The sequence below is a fragment of the Liquorilactobacillus ghanensis DSM 18630 genome (assembly GCF_001435235.1).
GTDB classification, from domain to species: Bacteria; Bacillota; Bacilli; order Lactobacillales; family Lactobacillaceae; genus Liquorilactobacillus; species Liquorilactobacillus ghanensis.
Window position 1 is genome coordinate 5,117 of the sequence record NZ_AZGB01000015.1, and the last position, 13,520, is coordinate 18,636.

Here is a 13,520-nt window from a genome sequence, read left to right on the forward strand (position 1 = left end):
CTGCCCTTGAAACAGCATTGAAGCAACACGCTATCCGGCACTCTTACAGTAAACGTGGCTATCCGTATGACAATTCTGTGGTGGAATCATTTCATGCCAGTTTCAAGAAAGAGAAGGTTTACCAACGGACTTACAAAGACTACCACGAAGCCGATTTAGCTCAGTTTAGTTATATTGAGGGATTCTATAATTCTCGGCGGATCATTAGTGCCGATGGCTATTTAACTCCAGATGAAAAGGAACAATTAGTCAGTTAGAAATCCTACATAATCGTGTCTAAAATCTTGACTCAGATCCACTTATAACATAGTGTAATCAGAGAAATAATTTTCCCCCTACTTTTTGCCTGTACCACAGCAAATACAGGAGTGAATTAAAGATTGAAAATTGGGGTGGCAAAAAGCGAATCTTGCTTCCATACTACGACTACTAATTTCTAAAAAAGATTTGTATTGTAGATAATACCGTTAATCCAATCACTTCTATTTAATTTTTTTAATAAAATTCGTCCATCGTCTGACAAATGATTTTCTAAAGATAAGTTTTTAAGAGCATTAGTTAATTTGACTATTTCCCGCTCTTGCACAACTTTTGGATTGTTGATATTTTCTGAGGCTTCAACAATGAGCCGCTGCTCAAGCTTATTCAAATTTGGATGTTTTTCTAGAAAGTCTAGTAAATATTTCCCCTTATCTGATTTAAACAATTATTTTGCCTCCTTTCCTAGTCACTACCCACCAGCATATTTACCTTCAATGTCTGTCCGTATCTTTTAACAATAACCCTAATTAATACTTATTGATTGAGATAAGCTGTACATTTTTACTTTTCAACACCCCCAAAAATCTACCTAAATGTGGGTTTTTTAGCAATAATCCTTGTTTCACCTTATTGTCACAAGCTTTTCTTAGTTACATAAGAGATCGTTAGGTATCCTGCTATCGTCAGTAGCAGTCCAGCAATTGCTGTGATTGTCCAAGCAAGACCAATTGAATATGCATCAGATAACCAACCATTGATGCCGAGAGCAATTAGTGTCGCTGCAGCATTTAATGTATTATTTATAGAAATTAAAGTTGTCCTTTTAGCCCCGTTGACTTGTTTATGTAATATAGTATATCTAACAACTTCATCAGATGATGTAAATAATACATGAACCCAGAATAGCATAATCGCTAATATCCTAACTCCAACACTGGAAGCAAATATAATTGTTCCAGCGTTAATAAAGCTAAGCAATGTGAGAAGCATGATCTGTCTTTTCATTTTTAAAAGATAACCAGCAATATATGCTCCCAATACTCCCAGAAAATTTACTCCAATTAAGATCCATCCAGTTTGGACAGTTTTAAGTCCCTGCTGAAAAAATAATTGCCATTGGTTATATGGACCAGTAACGATTAATGTTATTGGTAAAAAAGATAGACTATACAAAAAGAAACTTTTATTATTTCTAATAATGGCTTTTATCGACTTTAAATTAATTATCTCCGCGCTAAGAGACTGTTTAAAATCCTCAATCCTTAATTGAGATCGTTGTTCCAATCCTTTTTCCGACCAAGCAAACGGGATTGGACATAGAAGTAAAATTGCTCCAGCTAATATTGGATATCCTAAATTAATATTTGCGAGAAACTGAGCTCCAATAAATCCACTAATTAACGACACTGCTGTGGAAATAGATGTTGTTAATGAAAATACATTATTAATTTGGTAATTTTTATCAATAAATTTTGCTTTATCAATGAACCATGAATCAAGCGTTCCGGAATACAAAGAGTCTCCCAATGCCGTCAAAATTGCGCTAATAATAAGTGACCATCCATCCCCAGTGTCGAAGAAAAGAAATAATAATCCAATACTTCTCGTTAAACAACTTAAAATAAAAACATTGATTCTTCCAAATTTATCTGCCAAGATTCCTGATGGCAATTCAGAAAAAAAAGTTACAATCCAAAAAACGGACAGAAATACATTTATATCTGCGTATGTATATTGGATATGTCGCATAAATAGATATATCGTGCCACTCCAGATTCCCAATGCTGCATTGTATAAAGATGTAAGTAAAGTAAATTTTATTAATAGTCTCTTTAACTTTTTACTCATCTTTCATCTCCTAACATCGATAGTCCCTGTAATGCCAATTCTGCGACAATCCTTGTTGATCCTAAAATTTTGGCCCATAGTCTGAAGCCGAAATAAACTTGAGACAACTTTTGCAAGAGTGTAAAATTACTTTTTAATAAGAAAGAGTCGTCTCATAATGTCAAAACACTATCTCAACGAATTAAACGATTGGAAGAAGAAAAGCTGATTCTAAAAAAGCGTTTAGGCTGTTGGTAAAAGATTGATCTATTCCACTTTTGAGATAACAAAAACTAGTTTATTTGACTATGCCTTTTGTTTTTAAAATCGCCAGCGGTTTCACTCTGCTATTAATTATTTAACACCCTTTGAATTGGAGATAAAGTTTCTGTTTAATTAGCAACATGTTTTAAATATATTTTTTAAAAAAAGGGGTGAATATAACACGAATTCACGAGTTTATAATACACAAAATATACCTATTTTATTGAATCGGATGATTTCATTAACTGCTCAATACGGATATACAGTTGCTTTAAATATTATATTAGCACAAATTTCAATCAATTCTGTTATGCTTTTGTGGTGTACCAAAATTATTGGAAGCTTTTTGTCAGTTCCTGCGAATACTTGGCTTAATACCATTCAGAATAAGAAGCCCTTATTAATTATTTTAGAATTAGTCAAGTCAGGAATGTTTTTATTATTGCCATTCTTCTTTCATCATTGGATTCTTTTTGCTGGGGTTCTTTTAATTGAAATCATTGGTGATGTTTTTAGTGGAAATTTAGTTGCTCTGATACCTAAGCTGGTTAATAAAAAAGGGTTGAGCCGGTTTAATGCTGCCATTACAAGTGTTGGCTCTATTTCCTATTTTTTAGGGCCAATGTTGGTAGGGTTACTTCAAGGGCAACAACAGGCAATGTTATTCTATTTGTATGGCATAATTACTTTTTTAGGTGGTTTAACATTGTTTGCGTTACCGTCAATTAAACTTAATAATCAACGGCTATCAAAAGAGTTCAAAAGAAATGTGAAATCAGATGTAGTTCACTCTCTAAAAGCTCTTAATGCTGTTAAGGGGTTAGCAGGATTTTATTTGATCTATATACTTTTTGATAATATGGGAACAGGACTTGATTCGTTCGAGGTTATATTTGTCACCAAGATTATCGGCATTAGTTCAGCCCAATATGCTTACTCATTATCTTTTTTAGCAATTGTTTTCTTAATTGTTTCATCAATCTTAGCTTTTGTTAATCTGCAATTTCCTTATCGATTTGTTTTTCAAATTGGGGCTTTAGTTTTTGTGAGTTATGCAATTGTATTAGTTGTAAGTAGAAACTTGGCAACGGTGTTATTTTCATATGTGCTTTTAGCAATTGGGTCAACGATCAGTGGGAATATGTTAGACAATATGATTCAGACCCAAATTGCCGATGAAAGTAGAACTCAAATTTTTGTTGTTGAAGATGTGTTTACTAATATTTTAGCAGCAGCAACGGTTTTTGTGATGGGTTTTGTTCAAAACATTGGCTTGAGTATTACTAGTACTTATGTAAGCCTTATTGGACTCACAATGAGTGCTTATTTAATTATCGAATTTTTTATGGTACGCAAGAGTTAATCATTTGTCCGGTGAAGTTAGTATAAAACTTAAGATAACTTTTGTGAGAGTATAAAATTATTTTCCAATTAAGAAAAAACTGTCTCATAGTGGCAAAACGTTATCCAACCGAATTAAACGATTGGAAAAAGAAAATCTGATTCTAAAAAAACGCTACGACGCTGGTAAGATTCTTAGAAAATTCCTGCAGAAACTAGTTCCATTGAATCAAAATAGTCGATTTAGACAAGATTAATTCTTCTCTCTTAACTAACTAGCTCGAAAATCAAAATATTTAGGGAGTATAAATAAAATAGTTTCTCAAAAATATTGATATAACAACCCCTGCCCTAACATTCACATTATAGATATTAGGACAGGGGGTATTTATTTTTCATTAGTATTAGCAGCCTTTTAAAAATAGGGATAAATTGAATTGTTAATCTTTGATTAGTTGCCTGATAATACCTTAGTCAAAGCATTCGATTGATTCCTTTTCAATTCTAGTAATGGTTGATTGTGGTTTGCCAATTAGACTAGCAAAATTCACGTTAGCTCTACTCTATGGCCTCGACCTCACTATAATATCTTGTTGGAAAATAGTGCTGGTATTAAAAGGAAGTCTGAATCAGTATATGAAACAGCAATTATGCGATCGACCTTAATGCTGAAATGGCATTACTTCACTACTTTAAGTTTGTTCGTTAACAACAAGGTCGGCAAAATAATTACCAGCGCTGCAACTGCAATTACGAGAAAGCCCTGTTGGAAAGCCGCTAACCGGATGGCTTGCAAATGACTTACTGTAAACGACTGCAGATGAGCCGGATTAACGTGATATACACCTGCCTTCAAATGTTGCTTGAACACATTGACTTGGTGCGTAGAATATGCTGTTACAATGGTCGTAATCAATGCGGACCCAAATGCACTCCCAATATTTTGGATGATTCGGGTACCAACCGTTGCTGCGGGAGTCTGCTCTGGGCGCATGCCGGTATATGCATCGGCCATTAATGGCATTAAAATACCACCGGCGCCAATTCCTCGAATAAATAAAATTAATACGATGAGCCAGTATGCTGTATGCTGGCCTAACCAATAAAATGGTAAGGTTCCAATAAAGGTAATCACAACACTTCCTAACACTACATATTTAGCGCCAATTTGATCGGTTAATTTTCCTGTTAATGTTCGTGAAAATAGCATGCCTAACCCTTGAGGCAACAATGCCAAAGCCGCGCTAATCACGCTCATGCCCCGGACATTTTGGAAATAAAGTGGAAACAGTAGCATCGCACCGTTCAAAACCGTACCAGCGATAAACAACCCTAGGCCAGCACCATCAAATGATGGAAATTTAAACAGTCGCAATGGAACCACGGCTCGTTCTTGGCGCCAAGCTGCCCAAGCAATATAACTAATCAAGGCGACTGCACCTAATAGCAACATTTTAATGCTCGTAGCATTATTAAATCGATTCGTATGGGCTACGTTGACTAAACTATAAATTATCGCACTGGAGGCCACGATTAGTAATAGTATACCTGCAAAATCCATTTTGGCTGCTCGATTTTGCGCAGGATAGTGCGGCATTTTCCACATAATCAACGCCAATGAAATCAAGACAACCGGTACATTAATCCAGAAAATCCAGTGCCATGATGCAAATTTGATGATGATACCACCAATGACTGGACCAATCAGCGGTCCAAGAATCATTGGTAAACCAACTGTTGCCATCATTTGTCCCATCACGGCTGCACCCGCCGTTTGCACAAGTAAAGTTGTTAGCAATGGCATAATTAGTCCACTTGCGAAACCTTGAATTAAACGAGCAACGATCAATAGTTGAATATTAGGTGCCAGAGCTGCAAAAATTGAGCCAAGACCGAATAAGATTTCTCCAGCCATAAAGACTGCCTTGCCATCAAATTTGTTTAGTAACCAACTTGAAAACGGTACGGCTACCCCAGTTGCCAATAAATAAGCTGTAACTGTCCACTGTACCGTAGTTATATTGCTATGAAAACTAGTAACCAAGTCGTTAATCGCAATATTGATCATGGTCGAATCTAATAGTGGCGCCATTGCCCCAAATACCACGACCCAGGCAATAGTCATGGTAGATTTTGAAATTTTAGTTTGTGTTTGCATATTCTCCTCCTGATTAAGAAACTTTTAGTATCTTATGCTCATAACTGATATAATACACTATAGAGAGAAAAAATCAATAAGAAACTTTTAGTATCTTAAAAAGAAGGAGGATATTTCATGACCAAAACACGCCGTCGCGGAACCGAACTCGAAGCCGCTATCTATCAAGCTACTCGCGACATTTTAAATCAAGACGGTCTTGAACAATTGACATTCGCCAACGTAGCGGAACGGGCTGGCACGAGTAAACCCGTCATTTATCGACGCTGGCGTTCTCCATTCGAACTCGCAATTGCGGCCATTCGAGATCAAATTATCACAGAAAATCACGGTCAATTAGATGAGGTAGTTTTGACAGGACAGTCGCTTGCTGATGATTTATTTCAAGTATTCGAACGGTTCACCGTCAGTATTGACACCTTTAATCAAGCACTGGTTATTGCTTGGTTTCGACATTCCGACCAGCAAAACAATCCAGAAGTCAAGGATCTGCTTAACTCTGTGAAACAAATTGATGCACATGCAATCGAACGGGTGTGTCAACGCGCACAGAAACGTGGTGAATTGCAAGTTGGAACTTTACCACGTGACTTACAACTGATGCCATTCGACTGGCTCCGTTACCGAGTTTTTGCTAATGAACCGATTACGGATAAAACCTTGCATCTACTCATTGATGACTTTTTGGTACCGGCATATCAACACGCATTGGGATAATGATCACCATAATCAAACAGGAAGTAATTGATTATTTTAATTATCGATCTCTCACACCATCGTACGTATGTTCCCGTATACGACCCACAACGGAATTTTATAGTATTTTCCATGCTAAAAGAGCAAGCAATGATTCACTGCTTGCTCTTTTTAGATACTATTTAAAATATCACGGATTTTAAATTGAGATATGCAAATATCTGAAATTAATTGCCTGTGATACAAAGTTCGATACTTCAAATGTAGCTAATTATTTTCCCCTGCAAAAGCCATTATACAGAAAGATCAAGATGTAAAAAAATCAGCTTACAGGCAAGAAAACTAGAAAAATGTATTTGTATAGTTTAATGTACTTAAATAGTTGATAATGTTCATCGATTACAGCAATAATCATACGTAGACCATATAATAATAAAAAAATAGCGTTATAATAGATAAAAAATCATATGTGTCTTTTCTGTTATGATTGGCAAAAAGGGCTTGTGGAGGACGTTATGAAAAAAGGGTTGTGGATTATCGGTATCGTTATTCTATTTTTTGGTGGAATAGGCGTGAAACACCATATTGATCAAGGCAAACTACTGATGCTTTCGTTAACGGTAGGAATATACACAGGACAAATATTCTTTATCTTTCCTTTAACAACCTATTCCACTCCCTTAGTCGCCGCAATCATGTTTAACTCCCTCAGTCTTCGACCAACCAACAAAATTGTCGATAGGGAAGAAATCGTAGTGATTAATATTGCAGCTACTAACCCAAATGGGTTTAGGACGGGATAATAGATAATTTGATCCGTCGAAAATGTTGTCACATATTTGGCCAAAAACCAAAAGCCAAACGGAACACCAATACATAGACCCAAAATAGTAGTTGATAAGTTCTCGCTAGTGGTTAAAGACCGGATCTCACTTTTTTGAAATCCAAGGATTCTAAAAGTAGCATAATTTCTCGACCGTTCAGTGAAACTTAATGAGCCTAAATTATATAAAATAACCACGGCAAGTATAATCCCAAATACTTGAATCAATAGAAAAATACTGCTTAAGTTATCGACCATCTTTTGGGCATTGTTGCGCTGATCACTAATTGAAACAACTTTACTAATAGCAGGACTTGTTAGAATTCGGTGAGGAATCTTTTTCTTGCCAATTAAGATTTCGTTTGGCCGAAATCTTAACTTCCACTGATCCCATGTCAATCGAGTTAAATATAATCCTTGTGTTGCACTGGAACGTAAGATCCCCTTCACAATAATTTTTTTAGCTTTAGTCGTCAATGATGGAGTTACGCGTATATAATCTCCCGGCTTAACTTTCATCGTATTGGCAAGTCCTTGAGTTACATAGATACCACCATTATGAATCTTTTTTCCGGTAGTCGTCGTCAAATGAACATACTGCCCCCGATCAATCACCGTTAATGGTCGATCAAATTTTCCATGGGGATTTACTGACGCTGAAATTACCGAAAGTGCTTGTCCTTTTGTCTTATGAACCAACTGCTGATTAAGCTTATCAGTATTCTGTTCATTCAAGTCGAGCTGACGATTATAGGTAAATTCATGGCCAAAGGTATTCTTTACTTGATAACTCATTGAATCTTTGGTCCCAAACCCCGTCATAATTAAAGCTAGACCACCAACTACACCAACGATCCCCATTGCTAATCTCACAGGATCACCCAAACTATCACGCCAAGCCCAGCGACGTCCAATTGACAGTTTATTCCAAAGGCGTTTCCAAGTTTCTAAAAAAACTTTTTGGGATTTTTTACCAGGCTTCCCCTTAAGCGCTTCAGCTGGTGATTGCCCACTTTGTCCGCGGGAAGCCCACATAGCTGAAAAGGTACAGATAATGATTACTAAAAGGGCGATCCAAATAGAATTAAGTGTATAACTAACTTGCCAATTGGGTAACGAAAACATTTGCTTTTGGGAAGCTAGTACAAAATTAGAGAGAATCGGTGATCCCAGCCATCCAAGCAACGTTCCAACGATTCCAATTGAGAGACCATAAAGTGAGTAATAAAAAAGCAGTGCTCGTTTTGAATAACCCAACGCACGTAAAACAGCAATATCTCGTTGTTGTGAATCAATTAGTCGTTTAATAGTCGTATACATAGCTAGAATTGAAAGCAAGATAAAAATTGTTGCAAATAAAACGGACAAGTCCTTAATTTGGGAAACCCGACTAATTGCGGTGGCAATTTCAGGGTCAGATTTTCGAGTGCTCATTGTTATGTATTTTGCACCCAATATTTGGCGAACTTGAGATTCTACTTTGAAATTCTTCTTACTTTTTAAGGTTACTTTAGTTGGTAAACCCTTATAACCAAATTTGTGAGCTAATGTCTGCGAGCTGACAATCCCATATCCATAGTTTTGCTTTTGTGGCGATAGGTAGTCGGAAGACCCCGTATAATACATTTTTTCGGGGGAACGTATCATACCTATTACTGGCAATACGATGGTTTTATTTTGATAATGAAATTTAAGGGTATCCCCCTTCTTAAGATGATTAGCATCGGCAAATTCTTTATTTAGATAGATACCCGTTGTCCGTGAATTAATTTTTTTACTGCCAATTAGATCTGGTCTTGAAAGCTTATTATCAGTGGCCGTTGCAAGATTAACGTATCTTGTTTGGTTGTTTAACCTAGCCTTGGTTGAGATTTCGCTGCTTTTAGAGGCCAAGCTGACTAACGGCAATTTTTGGATGCGTTTAAACTCATGGTTGGTAATGCCAGTTGTTTGAATCCAGGCAGTCGCCAAATTTGAGTTTCGTACATACTGATTGATACTTTGACTCATGCCATGCCATGTTCCCTCAAGTCCTGTATAGAATAAAACACTCAGAAAAACCATTAGTAGAACTGAAAAGAACTGAACCCAATTTTTTACGATGGTCCGCATTAATTTACGAATTAAGAATTTCATGACCAATTCACCTCTGACACCGCTATTGGATGAGGGTTATTCGTAATTTCACTGATTTTTCCGTCTTTTATATGAACAACTTTATTCCCAATTGGTGCAACTTCGGAGTTATGGGTCACGATTACCACAGCTGTTTTCGGGCTGCAAGAATCTTTTAATAATTGGAATATCCGTTGCGAAGTTTTTGAATCTAATGCCCCCGTCGGCTCATCGCACAATAATAAAGCGGGCTCTTTAGCCAACGCGCGAGCAATCGCTACTCGCTGCATTTCACCACCTGATAGCTGATCCGGAAAGTTGTCTTGCCGATTTTCCAACCCAACCTTTTGTATTAGTTGATTGACTCTATCCTGATTATTGTTTGTTAACTTTGCTGCAATTTCAATATTTTCTCGAACCGTCAAATTAGAAACTAAATTGTAAAATTGAAAAACGAAACCAACGATTTTCCGTCGATAATCAGTCAACGCCTTATCAGACTCGTTGGAAATCACACGATCGTCGTAAAAAATCTGGCCGCTGGTTGGCCGATCCATACCGCCTAAAATATTCAATGTGGTGCTCTTTCCTGATCCACTTGGTCCCAATATAATAGTGACTTCGTTTGGTTTAATTTTAAAGTCAATATCCTTTAACGCACTAGTTTTGGTCGTACCGTTTTGGTATATCCGACTGATATGTTGAATTTTTATCATCTTTAAAGCTCCCCCTAGTAGTATATAAATTAATCCTTTTAAAAATGTGACATAATTTTTAGCTTTTCTTTAAATAATAAAAAGTAAGCTGTACACGCATATTTTCTACGTTTCCTCGAACAAAATAATGATCCCCTGAATGACTAACGACCCGAAGACAAACATCGACATTGTTAAGCTCAGTTACCGGTGTACTTCCCATAGCTAAGGTAAAGCCACTCAATATCATTTCAGATACTTTAACCTCAGGATATATAGACTTAATTACTTTACTTGAAAAAAGGACTGATGTTACCAAAGCATCAATGCTGCTTAAATGCTGCTTTAGCGATTTACCTTTCTTAACAGACCAATTACGAAGTTGAGAAACCTTAGCTTTCCCACGCCAACCATCATTGCCTTTTTCGAATACTAGTATGCTATGCCTGATTTTTTTATATCCCGTTCCAAAATAACGCTGGTGATAATCACCTAATAGGTCATCAATTTCCTGATCCATAAAGATTCCCCCCACAAAATATTTGATGTGCTAATATTAAGACATTAGCTTTATTAATTAAAGTAGGGTAAAAATATAAACTATTAGCTTGTTATTAAACTTACTTTACAAACGAAAAGTATACCAATTTGATAAGGGAGCCTCTTTTAAATGAAAACATACACTGTAGATAATTGTCCCATTCAACCTGTTGTAGATATCATTAGCGGTAAGTGGACCTCGTTAGTTCTTTGGGAAATATCGCAAAAACATAATCATTATGGTGAGCTAAAACGGCAACTTGGTGGTATTAGTACCCGTACATTAGCAGCTCGCCTTAAGATGCTTGAGAAACAAGGAATTGTAAGTAGAAATGTATTTCCAACGACTCCTCCGACTGTTGAATATGTTTTAACCAAGAAAGGTTTAGACTTAGCTCCTATTTTGTACGCAATGCGTGATTGGTCTGAAAAATATGACAATACCAATTTGTGATTTTAGATGGTTTCACTCACTGCTTTAAGACTAAAATTATTTTGTAATATTCATAGTTGCCCTTAAAATTAGAAAACTATTTAATTTCAAGGACGATTATGGGGTTAATGGAACATCTGCACGAAATAGCAGTATGAATCCAAATAAAAAATCCAAAACGCGGTTAAATCAACGTTTTGGGATTTTTTATTACTGAACTAAGTCATACTTAGCTCGGAATATTTATACGAAATATCTTGGATTATTGTATGGTTTGGCTTTCATCGAGTCCAAACTTGTTTGATAACACTTGCAATTTCTATTTCTTTATTTTGTTTTTGAACTTCAATTAATGTATCTAAGATATGATTAGCATATCTATCACTTTTGGTTATTATTAGAGTTTGCTGTAATATTTCTTTGATAAGAGCCAAAACAAAATTATCTAGATCGGTCAGTGTTTTTTTCTATAAAAGAGAGAGAGTATTTGATATTTCTTCCGGTCATGTGATAAATCACAGCCCTCCAAATTTCTGAATTCGCACCAGATCCTTTAAAATCAAGCCTTTTAAATCTTAGGTCCTATTTTTGACTTTACTTTGACATCTGTGTAAAAAGCTGCCGGTATTGAAAAAATAAGTATCAACATTCCAACATAAAAAGTCTTTTTGAAGGCTTTGGCTAACTGTTCATTTTTATTATCTTTGATTTGATGAGCAACTTGATTGAGTTCTTTTGCTTGAGATTCAAGCATAATTTTTTCGCTGATTTGTTGCTGTTTTTTACTAAGTTGCATAAGATTAGCAGCTGTTTTTAGATCCGTGCTTTTCTTAGCTAGTTTTTTTTCAATTTTTGAAAATTGCTTGCCACTGATGAATAGTTTATATTCACTAGTTCCTTTTTTAGGGCAAGGAAGATTCTGAGGCTTGCTAGCTACTGATTTTAAGGAAGCCATGTTAAAGTTATGGTGTTTTAATTGCCCAGAGTAATAAACTTCACTTTTAATTTTAGCAAGCGCGGATTGTTTTACGACTTTAGAAAGTTGTGCTTGGTTGACACTTATTATTGCATCATGACGAATCGTTTGAGTAGCGGTTTTAAGGTTCCCATTTAATAAACCGACTAATAGGGCTATTCCTAAACATGACCCTAATTGACGACCAGCATTGATAATTCCAGAAGCAAGATTTACTTTTTGTGCAGGAATATGAAGCACTGCAGAAATTTGTGAAAGCCCAGCCAAACCAAATCCCATCCCTAAAATCACCATAGCAAAAATCATATCGAAAAGGGTACTATGATAATTAATGTTTGCTAGCAGTAATAAACTTGTTGTCATTGAGATAGTTCCCAATACAATTGGCCAATGATAACCATTTTGTTGACCAAATTTGTTTCCAATTGGAACTACTACCATAACCATCAAAGAACTAAACATGATGATATAACCAGATTTTAAAGTGGAATAATTTAAAATATCTTCTAAAAAGAAATTAAAAACAACACTTGAACAAATAATTGTAAAACCGCAAGCCATATAGATTAATAAAGAAGCCACAAATGACTTATTCTTGAAAAGAGAAAAATCAAGTAAGGGAGCTTCTTGCTTTGGTTCAATCAATAAAAAGATTGCCAAGGATAAACTTGCTCCTACGATCATTAACAGGATTTTCATTGAACTCCAGCCATAATCAGACGCTTTTAACAAGACAAAAGTTATTAAAAAAAGACCGAAGCTCAATAATGTTATTCCAAAATAATCAATTTTTTTGGAAACACTTAAGTCGTAAGATTCTTTAAAACAACTATTTAGTAAAAATAAGGCTAACAAAACTAAGGGGACATTTATAAAGAAAATCAATCGCCAAGACCAATAATGAATCAGAAGACCACCGATTGCGGGACCACTTGCCGCAGCTAAAGCCGCGGCGGCTCCAATTATTCCAATACTTCCTTGTGCTTTTTGACGATTCCCAAAAAGACTGACTGCCAAAGCCACTGTGACAGGAGAAATAATGGCCCCGCCTAGTCCCTGTATAATACGAGCAACAACTAATAATTTTAATGAGGCAGCTAAACCACTCATTAATGAACCAATACCAAAAGTTAACAAACCAAGTGTAGTTAATTTTTTTCGACCAAATTGATCAGCAAATTTAGCACCGGGAATCATAAAAACAGACAAAGTTAACATATAAACTGTACTGACCCAGTTACTATCGGTTAAAGTACTAGAAAAATCTGAAGTAATTGCTGGTAAGGCAATATTAGTAATAGTAGAATCCAAAGTGACAATAAACATTATTAATATAAGAGCTGTTAATCCGCCTATTTTTAAATAATTATGTTTCATTTAATTAACTCCCC

General features: G+C 35.8%; 11 protein-coding genes. 4 read left to right on the plus strand and 7 right to left on the minus strand.

Annotated features, from left to right (window positions below):
* Positions 1 to 257: integrase core domain-containing protein (locus tag FC89_RS04190; RefSeq protein ID WP_162258266.1), on the plus strand; the 257-nt coding region annotated here is incomplete at its 5' end.
* A 179-nt stretch (positions 258 to 436) separates the two neighbouring features.
* Here the strand turns inward: FC89_RS04190 and FC89_RS04195 are convergent.
* A complete protein-coding gene (locus FC89_RS04195; protein WP_057871301.1) occupies positions 437 to 706 on the minus strand; it encodes a hypothetical protein in 270 nt (89 codons plus the stop codon).
* A gap of 188 nt (positions 707 to 894) precedes the next feature.
* Positions 895 to 2,109 (minus strand): MFS transporter, encoded by a 1,215-nt coding sequence (locus FC89_RS04200; protein WP_057871302.1) that lies wholly within the window; start codon positions 2,107 to 2,109, stop codon positions 895 to 897.
* A gap of 475 nt (positions 2,110 to 2,584) precedes the next feature.
* On the opposite strand from FC89_RS04200, the gene FC89_RS04205 reads away from it, so the two are divergent.
* Positions 2,585 to 3,715: an MFS transporter gene (locus tag FC89_RS04205; protein WP_235804385.1), complete on the plus strand. Its 1,131-nt coding sequence runs from the start codon at positions 2,585 to 2,587 to the stop codon at positions 3,713 to 3,715.
* Between the two features lie 657 nt (positions 3,716 to 4,372).
* Here the strand turns inward: FC89_RS04205 and FC89_RS04210 are convergent.
* Complete coding sequence (locus tag FC89_RS04210; protein ID WP_057871304.1) at positions 4,373 to 5,851, minus strand: DHA2 family efflux MFS transporter permease subunit; 1,479 nt, start codon at positions 5,849 to 5,851, stop codon at positions 4,373 to 4,375.
* A 117-nt stretch (positions 5,852 to 5,968) separates the two neighbouring features.
* Between FC89_RS04210 and FC89_RS04215 the strand changes: the two genes are divergently transcribed.
* Positions 5,969 to 6,568 (plus strand): TetR/AcrR family transcriptional regulator, encoded by a 600-nt coding sequence (locus FC89_RS04215; protein WP_057871305.1) that lies wholly within the window; start codon positions 5,969 to 5,971, stop codon positions 6,566 to 6,568.
* Between the two features lie 646 nt (positions 6,569 to 7,214).
* Here the strand turns inward: FC89_RS04215 and FC89_RS04220 are convergent.
* From FC89_RS04220 to FC89_RS04230, 3 genes are read right to left on the minus strand one after another with little or no spacing between them, the layout of a single operon-like run.
* The gene (locus tag FC89_RS04220) at positions 7,215 to 9,506 is read right to left on the minus strand and encodes an ABC transporter permease (RefSeq protein ID WP_057871306.1); all 2,292 of its coding nucleotides are present in this window, start codon (positions 9,504 to 9,506) and stop codon (positions 7,215 to 7,217) included.
* A complete protein-coding gene (locus FC89_RS04225; protein WP_057871307.1) occupies positions 9,503 to 10,201 on the minus strand; it encodes an ABC transporter ATP-binding protein in 699 nt (232 codons plus the stop codon). The genes FC89_RS04220 and FC89_RS04225 overlap by 4 nt, the downstream gene beginning before the upstream one ends.
* A gap of 58 nt (positions 10,202 to 10,259) precedes the next feature.
* Positions 10,260 to 10,700, minus strand: a complete 441-nt coding sequence (locus FC89_RS04230) for an AvrD family protein (RefSeq protein WP_057871308.1) — start codon at positions 10,698 to 10,700, stop codon at positions 10,260 to 10,262.
* A gap of 150 nt (positions 10,701 to 10,850) precedes the next feature.
* On the opposite strand from FC89_RS04230, the gene FC89_RS04235 reads away from it, so the two are divergent.
* Complete coding sequence (locus FC89_RS04235) at positions 10,851 to 11,174, plus strand: winged helix-turn-helix transcriptional regulator (RefSeq protein ID WP_057871309.1); 324 nt, start codon at positions 10,851 to 10,853, stop codon at positions 11,172 to 11,174.
* Between the two features lie 547 nt (positions 11,175 to 11,721).
* On the opposite strand, the gene FC89_RS04240 is transcribed toward FC89_RS04235, so the two are convergent.
* On the minus strand, positions 11,722 to 13,506 hold the full coding sequence (locus tag FC89_RS04240) for an MFS transporter (RefSeq protein ID WP_057871310.1): 1,785 nt from the start codon (positions 13,504 to 13,506) through the stop codon (positions 11,722 to 11,724).
* Positions 13,507 to 13,520: the final 14 nt, after the last annotated feature.